Annotated in this window: 14 protein-coding genes; 8 read left to right on the top strand and 6 right to left on the bottom strand. The window is 69.9% G+C overall.

Annotation, left to right across the window (positions count from 1 at the left end; translation table 11 throughout):
- Nucleotides 1-14: 14 nt before the first annotated feature.
- The 4 genes from ACN20J_RS06310 to ACN20J_RS06325 all read right to left on the bottom strand — a co-directional run bounded on the left by ACN20J_RS06310 (nt 15) and on the right by ACN20J_RS06325 (nt 8,301).
- On the bottom strand, nt 15-3,248 hold the full coding sequence (locus tag ACN20J_RS06310; protein ID WP_419665460.1) for a glycosyl hydrolase family 95 catalytic domain-containing protein: 3,234 nt from the start codon (nt 3,246-3,248) through the stop codon (nt 15-17).
- Between the two features lie 190 nt (nt 3,249-3,438).
- Nucleotides 3,439-4,335, bottom strand: a complete 897-nt coding sequence (locus ACN20J_RS06315) for a S1 family peptidase (protein ID WP_419665461.1) — start codon at nt 4,333-4,335, stop codon at nt 3,439-3,441.
- A 429-nt stretch (nt 4,336-4,764) separates the two neighbouring features.
- Complete coding sequence (locus ACN20J_RS06320) at nt 4,765-6,996, bottom strand: M4 family metallopeptidase (RefSeq protein ID WP_361916207.1); 2,232 nt, start codon at nt 6,994-6,996, stop codon at nt 4,765-4,767.
- Between the two features lie 405 nt (nt 6,997-7,401).
- Complete coding sequence (locus ACN20J_RS06325) at nt 7,402-8,301, bottom strand: LysR substrate-binding domain-containing protein (RefSeq protein WP_189838810.1); 900 nt, start codon at nt 8,299-8,301, stop codon at nt 7,402-7,404.
- A gap of 152 nt (nt 8,302-8,453) precedes the next feature.
- Here ACN20J_RS06325 and ACN20J_RS06330 point away from each other — a divergent pair, with 152 nt between their 5' ends.
- Complete coding sequence (locus ACN20J_RS06330; protein ID WP_361916210.1) at nt 8,454-9,467, top strand: aldo/keto reductase; 1,014 nt, start codon at nt 8,454-8,456, stop codon at nt 9,465-9,467.
- A gap of 81 nt (nt 9,468-9,548) precedes the next feature.
- Nucleotides 9,549-9,980, top strand: coding sequence for an SRPBCC family protein (locus tag ACN20J_RS06335; RefSeq protein WP_361916213.1), 432 nt, complete (start codon nt 9,549-9,551; stop codon nt 9,978-9,980).
- Between the two features lie 23 nt (nt 9,981-10,003).
- On the opposite strand, the gene ACN20J_RS06340 is transcribed toward ACN20J_RS06335, so the two are convergent.
- Nucleotides 10,004-10,543, bottom strand: a complete 540-nt coding sequence (locus ACN20J_RS06340) for an adenylate kinase (protein WP_419665462.1) — start codon at nt 10,541-10,543, stop codon at nt 10,004-10,006.
- Between the two features lie 213 nt (nt 10,544-10,756).
- Between ACN20J_RS06340 and ACN20J_RS06345 the strand changes: the two genes are divergently transcribed.
- Nucleotides 10,757-11,194, top strand: coding sequence for an ester cyclase (locus tag ACN20J_RS06345; protein WP_419665463.1), 438 nt, complete (start codon nt 10,757-10,759; stop codon nt 11,192-11,194).
- Nucleotides 11,195-11,208: 14 nt separating this feature from the next.
- Here ACN20J_RS06345 and ACN20J_RS06350 read toward each other — a convergent pair whose 3' ends face one another.
- The gene (locus ACN20J_RS06350; RefSeq protein WP_419668840.1) at nt 11,209-12,738 is read right to left on the bottom strand and encodes an MFS transporter; all 1,530 of its coding nucleotides are present in this window, start codon (nt 12,736-12,738) and stop codon (nt 11,209-11,211) included.
- Between the two features lie 348 nt (nt 12,739-13,086).
- Here ACN20J_RS06350 and ACN20J_RS06355 point away from each other — a divergent pair, with 348 nt between their 5' ends.
- From ACN20J_RS06355 to ACN20J_RS06375, 5 genes are all read left to right on the top strand, one after another.
- Nucleotides 13,087-15,051, top strand: coding sequence for a TerD family protein (locus ACN20J_RS06355; RefSeq protein ID WP_419665464.1), 1,965 nt, complete (start codon nt 13,087-13,089; stop codon nt 15,049-15,051).
- Between the two features lie 58 nt (nt 15,052-15,109).
- Nucleotides 15,110-15,349 (top strand): hypothetical protein, encoded by a 240-nt coding sequence (locus ACN20J_RS06360; protein ID WP_419665465.1) that lies wholly within the window; start codon nt 15,110-15,112, stop codon nt 15,347-15,349.
- 20 nt (nt 15,350-15,369) lie between these two features.
- On the top strand, nt 15,370-16,086 hold the full coding sequence (locus tag ACN20J_RS06365; protein WP_419665466.1) for a GntR family transcriptional regulator: 717 nt from the start codon (nt 15,370-15,372) through the stop codon (nt 16,084-16,086).
- A gap of 97 nt (nt 16,087-16,183) precedes the next feature.
- Complete coding sequence (locus ACN20J_RS06370) at nt 16,184-17,527, top strand: MFS transporter (RefSeq protein WP_419665467.1); 1,344 nt, start codon at nt 16,184-16,186, stop codon at nt 17,525-17,527.
- A 36-nt stretch (nt 17,528-17,563) separates the two neighbouring features.
- On the top strand, nt 17,564-18,919 hold the full coding sequence (locus ACN20J_RS06375) for an acyclic terpene utilization AtuA family protein (RefSeq protein ID WP_419665468.1): 1,356 nt from the start codon (nt 17,564-17,566) through the stop codon (nt 18,917-18,919).

The following is an 18,919-nucleotide window of genomic DNA, read 5'->3' on the forward strand; positions in this document are numbered from 1 at the left end:
ATCCGGTGCCCACGTCAGGGCTTGACCGGCTTCACCTTCCTGTCGACGCCGTTCACCCGCACGGTGACGCTCCCCCGGTTCCGCGCCCGGTCGGCCACGATTCGGTAGGACGTGACCTTCCCGTTCCGCCACTCGCAGTCGATCTCGTAGCCGCCGCGGGCGCGGAGCCCGGTGAAGGACCCCTTGGCCTTCCAGCCGTCCGGCAGGGCGGGCAGCAGGTGGATGACGTCGTCGTGGCTCTGCAGGAGCATCTCCGCCACGGCGCCCGTGATGCCGAAGTTGCCGTCCATCTGGAAGGGCGGGTGGTTGCCGAACATGTTGGGCAGCGTGTTGTAGGTCAGCAGTCCGCGCAGCATGATCTGGGCGCGGTGCCCGTCACCGAGACGCGCGAAGAGGGCCGCCCGCCAGGGCCAGGTCCACGAACGGCGGCTGTCGCCCGACACCGTCCCGGCCGTGAACGGAACGCCTTCCTTCTCGCCGCACCGCGCCTTGAGCGAGACGAGGGCGGCTGCCGCGAAGTCGCGCGCCTTCGGGGTGATCTGGCGGCCCGGATAGACCGCGAAGAGGTGCGAGGTGTGGCGGTGGATGTCGGCGGGGTCGTCCAAGTCCTCCTGCCACTCCTGGAGTTGACCCCACTTGCCGATCTTGTTCGGCGCGAGGCGCGCCTGCATGTCCGTGACCTTGGCCCGGTAGGCGGGGTCCACCTTGAGAGCGGCCTCGCAGTCCAGGTAGTTCTGGAACAGGTCCCAGATGATCTGCTGGTCGTACATCACGCCGTCCTCGCGCGGCCCGTGCTCGGGCGACCAGCCGTTCGGTGCGACGAGGAGTCCGTCCTCCCGCTCCTTGAGATGGTCCTCCCAGAACTCGCAGATCTCCTTGATCATCGGGTACGCGGTGGTCCGGAGATAGCCCAGGTCCTGGGTGAACGCCCAGTGTTCGTAGAGGTGTTGGGCATACCAGGCGCTCGCGACGGTGTTCCACTCCCAGGAGTTGCCGCCGAAGATGCTCTGGCTGGTGCGGGCGGTCCAGCCGCGCGTGTCCTTGCCGAAGGCGTTGCGGGTCGCCACGCGGCTGGGCACCGCCACCTGCTCGATGAACCGGACGAGCGCCTCATGGCTCTCCGGCAGGTTGGTCGTCTCGGCTCCCCAGTAGTTCATCTGGATGTTGATGTTGGTGTGGTAGTCCGAGGCCCACGCCGGTTGGTTGCTGTCGTTCCAGAGGCCCTGGAGGTTGGCGGGCAGGCCGTTCGGGCGGGAGGAGCTGATCAGCAGGTACCGGCCGTAGTCGAACATGGCCTGTTCGAGTGTCGGGTCCTCGCCGCCCGCCGCGTAACGCGCGAGCCGGGCGTCGGTCGGCAGTGCGACGACGGCGTTGTCGGAGGTGCCCCAGGCGACCGAGACGCGGTTCATGAGGGCGCGTATCTCGGCGGTGTGCTCGTCGCGCAGTTTGCTGTACGACCGGGAGGTCGCCTTGTCGAGTGTCCTGGCGACGATCGGTGCCGGATCGGGTCCGCGCCACCCGGCGGCGGCGTCGAGCTTGTAGTCCGTGCGGGCGTCGAGGAACAGGGTCAGGGTCGTGCAGCCGCTGAACCGGAGCACCGATCCGTCGGCGCTGAGGTCGCCGTCGGTGTGGATGGCGCGGACGGTGCATGTGTGCTTGAGTCCGTTGCCCATGACACCGCTGAAGGCGATCCGACCGGCGCCGGCGTCGACGGTCGTCGGGGCCTCGTCCTGTCCGGACGTCAGCGAGATCGCTCCGGAGAGTTCCCGGGCGCCGTCCGATGTGTACCGGAAGACCATGACGTCGGCGGACCGGCTGGCGAAGGCCTCGCGCAGGACGCGCTGTCCGGGCGTGCCGAAGCGGGTGACGTGGACGCCCTTCTCGAAGTCGAGGCTGCGCTGGTAGTCGACGACCGACCGCTGCCTGCGCGTGTCGAAGCCCGCACCCTCCAGCGCGATCTCCGCGATCTGGAAGCCGCGCGAGGACGCGCCGGGGGTCAGGGTGAGCCGATACGCGCGGTAGGCCGTGGTGTTGGTGATCCGGAACGTCCGGGTCTTGCCCCGGTCGGCGAACGGCGCTCCGGGGCTCTGCGTGTCGAGGGTCGTCCAGGCACGCCCGTCCTGCGAGGCCTCCAGCACCCACCGCCGGGGGTCGTCCCGCGGACGGTCCGGGGCCGCCGTCAGCGCGTACGAGGTGATGGCGACCGGGCGGGGCAGTTCGGCCTGCCATACGACCTTCGGCTCGGCGTCGTCGACCCGCCAGACCGTGGCCGGATCGCCGTCCACCGATCTGGAGATGTCCGTGGCACGGGACTTGGCCCCGGAACCGGAAACGGAACCGGCGCCCTTGGAGTGCCCGCTCGGTGACGACAGGTAGATCGAACCGCCCCCGTCGAGGTCGACGCCGGACAGGCCGATCTCGCTCAACTGGAAGTGGCTGACGCCCGACTTGGGGACGAAGTCGAACCGGTAGAAGCGGTAGGCCGCGGCGTCGGAGCCTGTGTCGGCACAGGTGAACTCCTTCGTCTGGAAACGGCTCTCGAAGGGCGCATCCAGCGTGCGGCTGTCCAGCGTGGTCCAGGCGGTCCCGTCGGCGGAACCGGAGAACTTCCACTCCTGCGGGTCGCGCTCCGGCACATCGTTGGCGCTCGTCAGACGGTAGGACGCGACCGCGGCGGGTTCGGGGAGCTCGACCTGCCACTGCACCTTCGAACCGGGCCCGTCGATACACCACTTGGTGCTCGATTCACCGTCGTACGTCCTGTCGACGCCCTCCGACGCGGAGCTGTTGTACGGTCCGCCCGGGGCCGTGATCTTCGGTCTCGCACGGGGAGCGAAGGTGACGACGAGGTCGCCGAAATTCCGGTAGGAGCCGAAGCCGGTCATGCCGGTGTCGAAGTCGCTGTCCGGTTTGCCGGCGAGAGCGTTGTCGTAGTTGTTGAGGCCGCCCCACAGGCTCTGTTCGTTGAACTGGATGCGCTCCTCGTAGGGATCGGCGAAGAGCATGGCGCCGAGTCGGCCGTTGCCGATCGGCAGGGCCTGCGACTGCCAGTCCAGGGCGGGTACGGAGTACTTCAGCGCCTTGCGCGACAGGGTCGGCCACTGGACCGCCGCCGGAGCGCCGGTCCCCGCGGCGACGGCCTGTCCCGCGGGGATTCCGCCGGTCAGCTGAGTGATCAGGGGTGCGACGGCGAAGGCTCCGCCGAACTTGAGGATGCTTCGTCGCTGCGGTTGGGATTCATTGATCACGGTGAGGTCTCCCGGCCCATTCATCGGCTCTATCGCAGAGGAGGTCGCAGCCACATCGACACCTGTCGAGGGCGCGATCATCGTCGCCGGGGAATAGATCGGATGTCTAGAGGTGTGCAGCAGTTGACGAAGCGGGTCGTGAAGTAGCGGCCTCGGGCTGGTCCTCCGCCCGCCCGAGGCCGGCAACTCGTCAGTACACGGACAGGCCGTAGGCGCTCAGCACTTCCTGGATCGGCTGGTAGTAGGTGGTCCCTCCCGAGGTGCAGTTCCCGGAGCCGCCGGAGAGGATGCCGATGACCTTGTCGCCTGCGTAGAGCGGACCGCCGCTGTCACCGGGCTCGGCGCAGATGTTGGTCTGGATCAGCCCGTAGACGATGTCTCCGCTCCCGTAGTTGACGGTCGCGTTGAGCGCGGTGACCCTGCCGCAGCGGACACCGGTGGTCGATCCCCGACGGCAGACGCTCTGGCCGACGTAGGCGGTCGCCGTTCCGGTGACGTCGACGGTTCCGATGGTGCCGGGGTGCGGCACGGCCGGGTTGGAGTACCGGACGACGCCGAAGTCGTTGCCGGGGAAGCTCGTGCCGGTGGTGGGGCCGACCATCGTGGTCAGGCCGGAACTGGTGTACCAGGTGGGCAGGCCATCGGTGCAGTGGCCCGCGGTGACGAAGTAGAAGCTGGAGCCGCTCTGCACGTTGACCCCGACCGAACAGCGCCAGCTCGACGTGTAGATGGCGTCGCCGCCCGACAGGAGGGTGCGCAGTCGGCCGTCGAGCCGCTCCACGGTGGTGGCACCGGCGAAACGGCCGGTGGCCCGACGGACTGCGGCCAGGTCCGCTTCCCCGACCGTGGAGTCGGCGAGCACCCGCAGCTTCCCGGTCCGCTCGTCCACGGACCAGCTCGTCCCGGCGACCCCCAGGGATTCGACAGCCGAGGCCGCGCCGGACACCGAGGCGGCGGATGGTGCGGCGCCGGCCGTGGGCGCCGCAGTGGCGTTGGTGCCGGACACCGCCAGGGCGGCCACGACGAACAGGCTCAGCACCGAGGCGGCGAGCCGGGAACGTCTGATGGTGGTACCGCGTGCTCTCATCACCCGAATCTCCCCGAAGACGGTCGGTCAGGTTCAAGCCCGCCCGACCGGTCGCCGGGCGTGCCGTGCTTCCGTGCCGTGATGCCGGTGCCGTGATGCTGATGCCGTGCTTCCGTGCCGTGGCGCTGGTCCCGTGATCCTGGTGCGTGCGCCCTTGTGAAGGGCGCGGCTGTGTCCCCGACATCCCGTCGGGGACACGTGATGGCTCGCGGCTGCGGTGGGACACGGCCACGTCGTGACCGACGAGGCCCGGTGGCAGCCGGCCAACGCCTCATTGTCCCCGTCGGTGCCCGGCGGGGGTAGGCCGTCTCCGGCCGTAAAGCCCGCAACTGACCGACCTGGTGGGCGTTTTCGTCCCAGGGGCCCCGCCCTCCGACGCCTGTCCCGGGTCTGTGGTGCCGGCGGGCACCACAGACCCGGGAGCGTGGATCAGAAGGTCAGCTTCCAGCTGTCGATGTAGCCCGTGTCGACCTGGTAGCGGTCCTGGACACGGAGCTTCCAGGTGCCGTCGGCCGGTTCGGCGGAGGCGTCGACGGTGTACGTCGCGTGCACGTCGTCGCTGTCGTCGTCGGAGACGTCCTTCAGCCGGTACGCGGTGCCTCCGGGGCCGATCAGGTCGATCACCAGGTCGCCGCGGTAGGTGTGGACGATGTCCACCGAGACCTGGAGGGCGCTCGGTGCGTTGCCGGTGCGGCCGGTCACGATGAGCGGGGACTCGACCGGATCGCCCGCGTCGGGGATCCGCACATTGCCCGGGTTGACGAAGAAGTCGCCGCCGGAGGCGATGACGTTCCAGGTGAAGCCCGCCTCGGCTCCGGATCCGTCCGCGGCGCTCGCCGTCACGGTCGGGGTGAACTCCCCTGCTTCTTCCGGGATTCCGGAGATCAGACCGGTCTCGTGGTCGATGGCCAGGCCGTCGGGCAGGCCGGCGGCCTCGTAGGTGAGGCCGCCCGGACGGCTGGTGTCCGCCGTGATCTTCAGTGTGGCGGGCTGGCCGGTCGCCGATTCCTGGTCGGCGGGCGCTGTCAGCGCGACGTGGTTGACGAAGCGCGGACCGACGTTCACCGCTGCCCAGGTGTTGCCGACGGCCTCGTACGCCTCGCTGGACCGGCCGAACAGGTCGGCGGCGGCCTGGAGGGTCGCGACGCGGGCGCCCGCGTAGTCGGTGGTGGACGTCATGTACGTGGTCAGCGCCCGGTACCAGACGTTGGTGGCGTTGTGCAGGCCGAGGCCGGGGACCGGCTCGCCGTCGCGGGTCGGGCTGTCGTAGGCGACGCCGTTGACGGTCTTCTCTCCGCTGCCCTCGGCGAGGAGGTAGAAGAAGTGGTTCGCCACGCCGGAGGAGAAGTGCGGGTCGAGCCCTTCGGTCTCGGTCGACCAGTAGTCCTGGGACAGGCCGTCCTTGGAGGGCTGGTCCATGTAGCGCAGCGGGGTGCCGTCGCCGTTGATGTCGATCCGCTCGCCGACCTCGTAGTCGGGCACGTCGTTCGGGTTGTTCGTGAAGAACTCCACGGCGGCGGCCATGATGTCGCTGCTGCCCTCGTTCAGACCGCCGGACTCGCCGTTGTAGTAGTACAGGTCCGCCGTGGCGCTGGTGACGCCGTGGGTCATCTCATGGGCGGCGACGTCGAGCGCGGTCAGCGGGTTCGCGTTGTCCTTGCCGTCTCCGTAGAGCATGCAGAAGCAGTCGTCGTCCCAGTAGGCGTTGACAACGTTGTTCCCGTAGTGGACGCGGGAGGACGCGCCGACACCGTCGTTGGCTATGCCGTTGCGGCCGAACTGGTCGTGGTAGAAGTCCCAGGTCTTCTGGGCGCCGTACGCGGCGTCCGCTGCGGCGGTCTCGCGGTTGGCGGGGTCGCCGTCGCCCCAGATGTCGTCGGCGCCGGTGAAGAGCGTGCCGGTGCCACTCGTGGCACCGCCCAGGTCGTACGTCTTGTGGCCGCCGCGCTGGGTGTCGGTCAGTTCGAAGACGTCTCCATTACGTGTGCTGCCGAGGTCGACTTCGCCGCTGAACTGGCCTTTGCCCACGCCGGGGTGGATGGTCTCGAACTCCCGGACCTTCTTGCCGCTCTTCGCGTCGGTGACGACATGCACCTCGCGCGGAGAGCCGTCGTCCTCGACGCCGGTGACCACGGACTCCCAGGCGAGGGCGGGTGCGCCGTCGGCCGCCCAGACGACCAGTCGCGGTGCTCCGTCCGCCTTCAACTGCCCTGTGCCGTCGGCCTTCGCGGCGGCGAGCGCCGACTTCTTCGCCGTCGAGGCGGCGACCGTGGCGTCGGTCGTCGGTACGGACACCGGAGCGTCGGTCGCCCTGGTGACGGTCCGGCCGGCGGTGCGCTGATGGACCACCAAGTCACCGCCGAGCACGGGGAGTCCGGCGAAGGTGCGCTCGTAGCGGGTGTGGACTGTGCCGTCGGCGTCCTTGATGACGTCCTTCGGCAGCAGCTTCTCCTTGGCGCCCAGTTTCAGGGAACCGGCGGTGGCCTTGGCGGATTTCGCCGCCGCCTTCAGAAGGCCGGCGCGCTGGGCGGGGGTGAGCGGGACGGGAGCCGCGCCCGCTCTGGGCTCCGCGGCGATCCGGGCCTGGGTCGCCGGGGCCTGGTTCGGCTGGGCGGACGCGCCGGTCGCCGGCGCGGTCGCGGCGGCGATGAGGGCGGTCACGACGACCAGCGCGCCTCCCGCGACGCGCTGGGGACTACGAGACGGTCCGGGCCTGCGGGGACGTAAGGATCTCGGCACTCCTGCTCCTTCCGGCCGCTCGATGGCGGCCGTGTGGGAAGTCCGGACGGTGGTGTCGGCCGTCCGGGGAGAACGTGCGAATGAGTGCCGCGCGGCGTGGAGATCTTCACACTGAAAGGCCGTCAGTGTCATGGCCTGAACAGACAGTTGTCCGGAATGAGGTCTTGCCGATCACGTCCGAACGGGCAGGGGACAAGGGCGACATGCGCCTTTACACGACGTAAACAATTGCCCCACAGGTGCCTCGTCAGCCACATCAGTTGCCGGGTTGCGCAGAGCGGAGGTAAATCGGCCACGCTCCGAGTCACCCCGTACGTACGCCCTCGATCAGGCGTCCCCCCGGCCCGCGAGGACCGTTTCGCGGAACGAGGCCACCACGGGGCGGAGATCGACCCGGTGCCAGGCCGCCCAGAGCTGAACAGAGCCTCCGTGCCAGGGCAGTTCGCGTACCGCGACGCCGTCGGTCGTGCCGCGCATCATGCTCTTCTGGATGAGCGCGAGGCCGAGTCCGGAGGCGACCAGGCCCAGTGCGGTGAGTGGGTCGGCCGCATCGAGACGGATGTCCGGGGTGAAGCCGGACGCCACGCACGAGGCGACGAACGTGTCGCGCCAGGCCGGGTCGTGGGAGTCGCCCACCGCGATCCACGGCTGGCCGTCGAGGGCTTCGGGGGTCAACTCCCCCTGCCCCGCGAGGGGATGCTCCGCGGGCAGCGCGAGCAGCAGGGGATCCCGCAGCAATGGGGCCGTGTTCAGGTCCGGGTCGTCCTCGGACGGCGGCGTGCGCACCAGCGCGATGTCCAGGCTGCGCTGGCGCAGGCCCTCGAACTGCTCGGCCGACTCCTGGTCGTACAGCGCCACGTGGATGCCCGGGCTCTGATCGCGCAGGGTGCGCAGGGCGGTGGGCAGGATGCCGGTGTGCATGGCGTCGGCCACGTAGCCGATGCACAGGCCGCCCTCCTCGCCCCGGCCGAGCCGTCGGCCGAGGTTCTCCAGCCGGTCCGCGTGGCGCAGCAGGGCACGCGCCTCGGTCAGGAAGACCCGGCCGTCGGAGGTCAGCCGGATGCGCTGCTGGCTGCGTTCGAAGAGGGTCAGGCCCAGGTTCTTCTCCAGCTGGGCGATCTGCCTGCTGAGCGGCGACTGGGAGATGTGCAGCTGCTCGGCGGCACGGCCGACGTGTTCGACCTCGGCGACGGCGACGAAGTAGCGGAGTTGACGCAGGTCAAGCATGTAGGACCTCGGAGGACTCAAGTATGTCGAAGCAAGTCTTGGACAGTCTCATCCATGGATCCTAACCTCGAACACGCAAGGCCGACGGATCGCACATTCAGTGATGATTCCGCCGCAATCGGTATCACCCTCGCTATCGCAAGGATCCCCCCATGAGCATCAAGCCCCTCCTGCCCGGCATCCTCGGCTTCGGCACCGCCCCCCTCGGCAACATGTTCCGCGCCATCCCCGACGAGGAGGCCGCGGCCACCGTCGAAGCCGCCTGGGACCAGGGCATCCGCTACTTCGACACCGCGCCCTTCTACGGCGCCGGCCTCTCCGAGATCCGGCTCGGCGACGTACTCGCGCAGCACCCCCGCGACGAGTTCGTCCTCAGCACGAAGGTCGGCCGCGTCATCTTCGACGAGATCGAGGACCCGGCCGTACGCGACCTCGGCGAGAAGGGCGGTCTCTTCGAACACGGCCGCCCGAACAAGATGGTCAACGACTACACCGCCGACGCCACCCTCCGCTCCATCGAGGACAGCCTCAAGCGCCTGCGGACGGACCGCCTCGACATCGTGTGGGTGCACGACGTCGCCCAGGACTTCTACGGGGACGAGTGGCTGGCCGCCTACGAGAGCGCCCGCACCGGCGCCTTCCGCGTCCTGCAGAAGCTGCGCGAGGAGGGCGTCATCAAGGGCTGGGGCCTGGGCGTGAACCGCGTGGAGCCCCTGGAGCTCACCCTCGACCTGGACGAGCCGAAGCCCGACGCCTTCCTCCTCGCGGGCCGCTACACCCTCCTCGACCACGACCGCGCGCTGCAGCGGCTGCTGCCTGCCGCTGCCGCCCAGGACGTCGACATCGTGGTCGGCGGCCCCTACAGCTCGGGCATCCTCGCCGGAGGCACGCACTTCGAGTACCAGCAGGCGCCCGCGCACATCATCGACAAGGTCGAGCGGATCAAGGCGCTCGCCGAGCGGCACGGGGTCGGCATCAAGTCCGCCGCGCTGCAGTTCTCCCTCGCCCACCCGGCGACCGCAGCGGTGATCCCCGGCGCCACCAAGCCCAGCCGCATCGCCGAGGACATCGCCGCTCTCGGCGAGACGATCCCGGCCGCGTTCTGGACGGACCTGCGCGAGGAGCGGCTGATAGCGGAGGACGCTCCGGTGCCCGCCACGGCCTGACCCGCACGCCTCACACACCCGCACACCCGCACACCCGCACACCCGCACACCCGCACACCCGCACACCCGCAGGAGGATCCCGTGGCCACGACCGCCGCATCCCTCGACATCCCCGCCTCGCCCGACCGCGTCTGGCAGCTCATCGGCGGCTTCGACTCACTGCCCGACTGGCTCCCGTACATCCCCGCCAGCGAACTCAGCGACGGCGGACGTGTCCGCAGTCTCCGCAACGAGGACGGCGGTGTGATCGTCGAGCGCCTCGAAGCCTTCGACGACAAGGCCCGCACGTACAGCTACTCCATCCTCCAGGCGCCCTTCCCCGTCACCGGCTACCTCTCCACTCTCACGGTGCACGAGGTCCCCGGGCAGGACACGTCCCGCGTGGAGTGGTCCGGCACCTTCACACCGGACGGCGTCGGCGACGACGAGGCCATCGCCCTGTTCCACGGCATCTACGCGGATGGCCTCGCCGCACTCGAGCAGACGCTCGCCGCGCACAGCGATCGCGCATAGCCGCGACCACCGCCGTGGAGGAGTCAGCCAGAGGCGGAGCGTGGCTGCCGGCCGGCCAGCCACGCGGTCGCCTCTCGCGGGGAACGCAGGTGGACGACGTTCAGCGGCGCGAAGCGTGGGTCGGTCGTGCGGCGGTCGATCTCGGCGCGGCGGCCCGCGTGCTGGGTCCAGGACGACCACGCGGGGTGGTCGCCGGTGAACCAGGAGGACAGGGTCTCCACATTGCCGCCGAAGACCTTCTCGCGCAGCAGGGTCCGTCGCAGGGATCTGCGCAGTACGCGCGGCATGACGACGGCTCTGGGGTAGTCGAGCCAGATCACGGTGTCGGCGCTGGTCCACAACAGGTCGCGGACGTCGGGGTGGCCGAAGGAGTCGAAGATCCAGGCGGGGGTGGCGGCGATCTTCGCGACCTGCTCGTGAAGGCCGGGATCGACCGTCCAGTCGGGGCCGGTGTACACGAGCGAGTCCATCTCGTGGAACGGCACTTGGAGCCGGGCGGAGAGGGCCTGCGCCATGGTGGTTTTTCCGGCTCCGGTGATGCCGGCGACGAGGATGCGTTGCACGCACGGATGCTACGGGCGTCGGTGGGCCTTCGGCGAAGCCGTTTTCGCCGAGCCTCATGGCGACACGGGTGCTCGATTGCCTGTTCAGGGGGACCCTCCGGGAGCCTCAGGCCTTTCTTGACCTTGACGCAGCGGCAGGGTTTCTACTGAGAGCCGTACGGATCGAAGCGATCACTGCGCTCGCCGGAGTGATCCCCTGGAGAGGACACCGAGATGGCCGAGACGACGACCACCACCGAGAAGAACCTGGCTCTGCTGCGTACGGCCTACGAGACGCTGGAGCGCGGCGAGCTGGACGCGTGTGTCGAGATGCTGACGGAGAACTTCATCGCCAACGTTCCCGGGCTCCCCGACCCGCTGCACGGTCCGGAGATCTGGCGCCTTGGAGCCCAGGCCATGTGGGACGGCTTCCCCGACCTGCGGATCAGCGTCGAGGACATGTTCGGCGCCGACGACAAGGTGGCCGTACGGGTCCTTTTCAGCGGCACGCACCGGGGCACCTTCCAAGGGATCCCGGCGACGGACCGGCGGGTCAGCTTCCGGAGCATCGAGCTCTACCGCGTCGAAGGCGACAAGATCGCCGAGGAGTGGGTCGCCCCGGACATGATCAGCCTCATGCAGCAGATCTCACCCGCGCCGGCCGACCGCTGAGGCCGGGCCGACCACTAATGGCGTACGGGGGTCTGCGCGGGCGTCTCATCGGCCGCCGCCGCCTGGCCGCCCGGGTGGCGCAGGGCGCAGAGGAAGCCGATGCCGAGTGCGACGGCCATGCCGTAGAACACCCACTGGTTGGCCTCGGCGAAGTCCATGCGGATCGAGGACATCGCATCGCGCATGGTCGTCGCGACCGGGCCGTCGCCGGTGGGGGTGCGGGCGTCCGCCTGGCCCGTGATGGACTGCGTCACGTCCCCGGCCACGGAGTCGGCCTGGTCCGCCGGTACCCCGCGGGCCCGGAGGGTGCTCTCCACGTTGTCCGTCATGTTGTGCGTCAGTAGGGTGCCGAAGACAGCAAGTCCGATGCTGGCCGCGTAGTTGCGGACGGTCTGGGTGATGCCCGTGACCTCGCCGTAGGAGGCGTCGATCGCCCGGTTGACGGCGTCCGTCGAGGCCGGGGCGAGGATGAAACCGATGCCCGCGCCGGCGAGCGCGACGTACGGCCACTGGTTGTGCATGGACAGGTCGGTCAGTTTGCCTGCCCAGAGCGCGAACCCGACGGCGCCCACCACGCAGCCGATCTTCAGCGCGGGGCGGGCTCCCCGCTTGTCGAGGATGCGGCCGCCCCACTGGGAGGCGATGGCGAACCCCACGAAGAAGTACAGCAGGTACAGGGCGGCCTGGTTGGCCGAGGCGCTGAGGGACACCTGGGCGTAGACCGAGGCGAAGAAGAACACGGGGACGAACGCCAGCATGGCGAAGAAGAGGACCAGCGAGTCCACGGTGAAGGCACGGTCGCGGAAGACCGACAGGTTGATCAGGGGGTGGCGGGTGCGCAGCTCGTAGCGGCAGAAGACGTACAGAACCGCGAGGCCGCCGACGACGCAGGCCCACGTCGCCACGCTGTCCCAGCCCCAGGCCGACGCCTGCTGGAAGCCGAGCACGCTCGTGCCCATGCCGACGGCGACCAGCACAGCGCCCTTGACGTCCAGCGGTTCGTCGCGTCGCCGGTCGGAGATGCGGGCGAGCGCGGTGAGGATCAGCGCCACGACGGCGACGGGGACGTTCACCCAGAAGATCGCCCGCCAGGTCCAGGTGGTCAGCCAGCCGCCGAGCAGCGGTCCCACGGCGGTGAGGGCACCGGTGAGGCCGAAGAACAGGGCCAGGGCCCGCCCCCGCCGCTCGACCGGGAACACCGCCACGACGACCGCGAGCGCGGCGGGGAAGAGCAGTGCGGCGCCGAGGCCCTGAGTCGCGCGGAAGGCGACGAGCCACGTCAGTGCGTAGTCCCCGTCGGGTACGCAGCCGCACAGTGCGGAGGAGATGACGAAGATCAGGGTGCCTGCCACGACGACACGACGTGGTCCCCACAGGTCGGCGAGGCGTCCGCCGACGGCGAAGAACGCGGCCAGGGACAGCAGATAGGCGTTGACGACCCACTGCATGCCCGAGGCGGAAAGACCGAGTTCGGAGACGATGTCGGGCGCCGCGATCGACACGATCGTCTGGTCGATGAACGTCATCGACACCGCGAACATCATCGCCGCGAGCGCCAGCGGCTGGGAGGCCGCGCGTCCGGCACCGGATGTGCTCTCGTTGTGTTGCGCGTGCGTACGGCTCACCTGGTCAGTCTGCGTCGGAACCGGGGACGCCGCACCCGGAGCGCATCCCCAACAGCACCCGTACGGGGTTCCGGAGGGATGGGAGCCGATCGCCCCGCCAGAGGCCCGAGCCGCGCCGCTGGTGGGTCCTCTCGGCCGCGGGTCCAGCACAGCAGCGCGTTCTCTCGGTGGCGGGCCCAACACACCAGCCCCGTAAGGGCGTTCCAGACGATGGAAAATCGGCATACAGCTTGAAGAGGCGTTGTATATCGGATCATCCTTGGCGCCATGAGTCTCGCCTCCGCCTCGTTCGACGTGCCTGCCACGGACCACTACGCCCACGACTGGGCGTTGGTCGACGTGGAAACCTCAGGGCTCGTGGCCCGTCGGGACCGGGTGCTGTCCGTCGCCGTGGTGACGATCGGTCCGGACGGCGAGCAGACCGGGGAGTTCTCGACGCTGCTCGATCCGGGGTGCGATCCGGGGCCGGTGCATGTGCACGGGCTGACCGCCGAGCGGCTGCGGGGCTCGCCCACCTTCGACCAGGTCGCCGGCCGGATCGGGGCAATGCTCCAGGACCGCGTTCTGGTCGCGCACAACGCCCAGTTCGACTACGACTTCCTGGCCCACGAGTTCGCCCGCGCGCGAATGTGGCTGCCGGTGTCCCAACGCCTGTGCACGCTGGCCCTGAACCGCCAGGTGGATCCGCCCACGGACGACATGAAACTCGGCACCCTCGCCGCTCACTACGGCGTTCCCCAGCAGCACGCGCACGACGCGCTGGACGACACCCGGGTACTGGCCGGGATCCTGCGGGCATCGCTGCGCCAGGCGGCACGGCTCGACCTGCCCCTGCCACTCGTGGCCTGCCCGCCCCGTGCGGAATCCCGGTTCACGCCTCAGCCGCCCAAGACCCCCTGCGCCTACCGCAATCCGGGGCGGCTTGCTCCCGGCGGGCCGCTCCGGCAGGGCATGAAGATCGCGATCACCGGGGAGACCGCGCACGCCCGGGCGGAGCTGGTCGGGCGCGCGGTCGCCGCCGGGCTGAACATGATGGCCTCCGTGAGCCGCCACACCAGCGTGCTGGTCACCAACGAGCCGGCCTGCGATTCGACGAAGGCCCGACGCGCGCTCGCCGAAGGCGTCCCCGTCATCGACGAGCACACCTTCCTGCGGCTGCTGGCCGACGTACGGACCGGGACGGCGCACGAGGCGACGGCTGCGGCGGCCGTGACGATCGCGCCACCGGATGCGGCGACGGCACCGGCTGCGGCACCGGCACCAACCCCGGCTCCGGCTTCGGCTTCCGCTTCCGCTTCGGCTCAAGTCCCGGTCACCGAGCCCGAATCCAACACGGCACCGGTCCCGGCGGAGCCCGTCCTGCCGTCGCCCTCCCCCGGCACGGCCGTCCCCGTCCCGCGTCAACCCGCCGACTCGGTCGGCTCCTTGGACAATCCGCTGGCGGGCCACCGGGTACTGGTGCTCGGTGGTGTCCACGCCGACGCCGCGGCGGCCCGTACCCGTGTCGTCGAACTGGGCGGATCCGCGGCCATCAACCTGTCGGCCAGCGTCACCGACGTCGTCCTTCTCGCCCGCGGGGAGGAGGACCGCCGCATGAGCCGCATCACCGCCCTTGAACTCCCCGTGCACGACGGGCACTGGCTCACCGCGCCGGCCTCCATCGACCGGGGCACGGCGGCCGTACGAGCACAAAAGCCACAGGTGTTGCCGAGGGGCGGCGTCACCGATCTGCCCGTACCGCACGGCAGACCGGCGCCCGATTGGTACATCACGGCCAGCTGGGCTCCGCAGACCGATTGCGAGATCGACGTCGTCGCGTTCCTGCTCGACGAGGACGAACAGGTCACCTTCGACGAGGAGTTCATCTTCTACGGTGCCCCGGAGAGCCCTGCCGGGACCGTGCGGCTCCTCACCGGTGGTCCCGCCGAACAGACCATCGCCGTCGACGTGGCGTCCCTGCCGCCCGCGACCCGCAAGGTCGTCGTCGCCGCGGCCATCGACGGTGTCACCACCTTCGGGACGGTCGGCGCGATCCAGATCGGTGCGGCCGCCGGCAACAGCGGCGCGCCCATCGCCCGGGCAACCCTGGACGCCGCCACGACCGAACGCACCATGCTCCTCGCGGAGATCTACCGCAGAGGTCCACTCTGGCGCCTGCGCACCATCGGCCAGGGCTACGACCACGGCCTCGACGCTCTCGCCCGCGGATACGGGGTCGACATCGCCGACTGAACGCGGTGCCAACGGCGGTGCCGCAGGGCTTTGCCCCAGCCCCCGGGTCGGCGCCCACTTGGCCGGAGTCACGGAAGATCTGGACGGGCACCGACCCGGCGTCGTCGAGGCGGCCCTGCGCGCCGACGCGGTCCTCTACTCGAGGCAGGCAGGCCCGGAGCAGGAAACCGGAACCGTCCAGGACCTCACCCGCGCGCTGGCGGGGACGGTCAAGGCGCTCGTCTTCCTGTCCGGCAGCGGACGGAAGATCGTACCGCTGAAAGGAATCAGCCACGAACCCATTGACTGTTTGCTATAGCAGGAGTCAGTCTGGGCGGCATGACCAAGGACACCCTCGGCCCCATGGAGACGACCTCGCTGGCCGACCAGGCCTACCGGCGGCTGCGCGACGCGATCCGCGGGGGCGCTCTGCGGCCGGGCGAGAAGATCACCGAGCGGGATCTCGCGGCTCGTCTGGGAGTGAGCCCCACCCCGATCCGGGAGGCGCTGCGCCAGCTGGTGCACGAGAAGGTCGTCGAGCGGGTCGGCCCGCGCTCGCTGCGGATCGCCGACCACTCCGCCGCCGCCCGTGGCGAGATCGTCGAGGCCGAGATCCGCCTCTCCGCCCTGATGGCCAGGCTCGCGGCCCGCAACGCCACGGCCGCCCAGCTCACCGAGCTCGTCGGCCTGCTGGACCACGCCGACCACCTGGTCGCCGGGATCGAGCAGACGCTGGCCGACCAGGGGATCGACGCTCCGGTGGCCGACCAGGTCACCGCCGTGTTCCGGCTGATGCGCGAATTCCACCACCAGGTCGAGGCATGCGTGGCCAATCCGGTGCTGGAGGGCCTGCTGACCCAGGCCCGCGCCTTCAGCGACGAGGAACGCCTCGACCTGACCATGAAGCTGGCCCCCGGCCGGGCCGACAGCTTCCGCAGCCGCTACCGCGAGCACCGCGAGCTGCTGGACGCCCTTCTGGAGCGCGACGAGGACCGCGCCGAAGAGCTTGCCACAGCGCACCACCGCGCGGCACTCGTCCAACTGTCCGCCACCTGATCCCCTTCCTTCAGCTGTCTGCCCGCCGGCCCCTCGGGAGGTCGTCGGCGCGCGGACCTACCACCATTTTGCTATAGCATATGGCATAGGAGCCGCCATGCTGTCCGAGGAACCACGCCAGCCCCCCGCCTCGGTCGCCGCACCGGCCGCGCTCGTCGAGGCCGCCCCCGCGGCCGAACGGCCGGAGCGCATGAACAGGAGCGCCGTACTGTGGGTCGCCCTCGCGATCTTCGCCCAGGAGTCGGTGTGGAACTTCTACGACGCCCAAGTCCCCGCCCAGCTGCGCCAGTTCGTGTCCTCCGCCACCGTCATCGGCCTGATCATGGGCCTGGACACCGGGCTCGGCGTCATCATCCAGCCCTGGACGGGCCTGATCTCCGACCGGCTGGCCCGCAGCCGCACCGGACGCTGGCCCATCGTGGTAGCCGGGGCGTGCGTGGCGGCCGTGCCCTTCGCGCTGATCCCGTGGGCCACCGGCCTGCCGATGCTGATGCTCTGCATCTTCGCGTTCGGCCTGACCGCCAACTCCTTCAAGGGCGTCACCGAGACCCTGGTCTCCGACTACGTCGCACCCCAACAGCGGGGCAGGGCCCAGGGGTTCATCAAGGCTGGCGTCAGCCTCACCATCATCGTCTCGGCCCTCATCAGTCTGCTGGTGGTGGACCACAGCCTCAAGGCCGCCTTCGCCATCCCACCGGTCCTGATGGTCGTCATGGTGGCCCTGTCCTACTGCTTCCTGGGCCGCCGCCACCCCACGGCGCTGCGCCGCGAAGACACAGGCACAGGCACAGGCACTGACACCGACACCGACCAGGCTGACCCGTTCTCCTCGCCGTGGGCGGTCCTCAAGGACCTCGTACGGGAACCGAGCCGGGCCCGGCTGCTGCTCATGGCCGGCATCTTCTGCTTCGCCGGCATGTGGGCGGCGCTGCGCTCGCTGACCACCCCGTACGGAACCGAGGTCCTCGGCATGACCCGGGGCGCGGCGGGCGGGATCGCCCTGCCCGGCGCGATCGCCTTCCTCGTCTGTGTCGTCCCGCTGGCCTACCTCTCGCACCGGCTCGGTGAGCTCCGCATGATCCGCTACGGCATCGCTCTGTTCGTCGCGGGTCTGCTCGCCGGCTTCGCCGAACCCACCCCGGCCTTCACCGCCGCGTCCGTGGCCATCGCCTCGATCGGCTACGCCGTCTTCTCCGTCAACGGCCTGGTCGCCCTGTGGGGTCTGGCGCCCAACAACCGTGTCCTGGGCGCCTACACCGGCCTGTACACGGTGGCCTCGGCGTCCGGCATGGCGCTCGGACCCGCCCTGCTCGGAGCCACCGTCGACCTCACCGGCTGGCGCTACATGTTCCTCAACGCAGCCGTGCTCGGCGCGGTCACCTTCGCCGTCTTCACCCTCGTGGCCCGCCGAGCGGGGCGGCCGCTCGCAGCTGCTTCCTGACCTTCACCCGCACAACAGAAAGCCACTCCTATGGACATGCGTATCCTCGCCCCGACCGGAGCCCTCGGTGCCGGCTTCGACACAGCCGCCCTCGACCGCGGTGTGGCCGCCGGCCCGCACGTGATCGCCTGCGACGCCGGCTCCACCGACTCCGGCCCCGCGGCGCTCGGTTCCGGGACCCCCAAGCTCTCCGCCCAGGCCGTGACACGCGACCTGCGCCTGCTCCTCCGGGCCCGCGGCACCCTCCAAGTGCCGCTGATCATCGGCTCATGCGGCACCAGCGGACGCGACGACGGCGTCGACTGGGTCGCAGGCCTGGCCCGAACGATCGCCGCCGAGGACAACCTGCACTTCACACTCGGCCTCATCTACAGCGACCAACCGGCGGCGCGCCTCCAGCAGTTGTACGACGAGCACCGCATCCGGCCTCTCGCCAACGCCCCCGCCATCGAACGGAAGTTGTTCGAGCGTAGCCACACCGTCGCCATGATGGGTGTCGAGCCCATTCAGGAACTCCTGCGCGACGGCTGCGACGTCATCCTGGCCGGACGGGCCAGCGACACCGCCCTGTTCGCCGCTCTCCCCCATCTGAACGGTGCCGATCCCGGCCTCACCTGGCACATGGCCAAGACCATCGAATGCGGCGCCGCCTGCGCGATCCCGCCCGATGCCAACGGACTCCTGGTGACCCTGCGCGACGACCACTTCGACGTCACCACGCTCGCCGACGGCAGCCGCCTCACCCCTCGCTCGGTCGCCGCCCACACGCTGTACGAGAACGCCGACCCGTTCCGCATCACCGAGCCCTCCGGCACCCTCGACACCACCCACGCCACCTACGAGTCCGTCGACGAACGGACCGTACGCGTCCGCGGCTCCCGCTACATCGAGGCCGACGGCTACACCAACAAACTCGAAGGCGCCGAACTCGTCGGCTACCAGACCGTCATCATCGGCGGCGTCCGCGACAAGGTCGTCATCGAGCGCCTCCCCGAGCTCCTGCCCATGGCCAAGAAGTACTTCGACGCCAAGATCCTCGACGTCTTCGACGGCCGGGTCGACCTGGACACCATCGACATCAACTACCGCCTCTACGGCACCGGGACGGTCCTGGCCGGCACCGAACCCACCCCTCTGCAGCCCCAGGAACTCGGCGTACTGATCACCGTCACCGCGCCCGACCAGGGCACCGCCCACGCGATCTCCACGTTCGTCGCCCACGCCTCCTCGCACCTGCCCATCCCGGAGTACGACGGCCTGGTCTCGACCCTCGCCTACCCCTATTCGCCGCCCGAGATCGATCGCGGCCCGCTCTACCGCTTCACCCTCAACCACGTCGCCACCGGCGTCACCCCCACCGAGCTGTTCCGCACCGCCACCGAAGAGGTCTGA

This window comes from Streptomyces sp. 2-1 (assembly GCF_048564895.1).
GTDB classification, from domain to species: domain Bacteria; phylum Actinomycetota; class Actinomycetes; order Streptomycetales; family Streptomycetaceae; genus Streptomyces; species Streptomyces phaeochromogenes.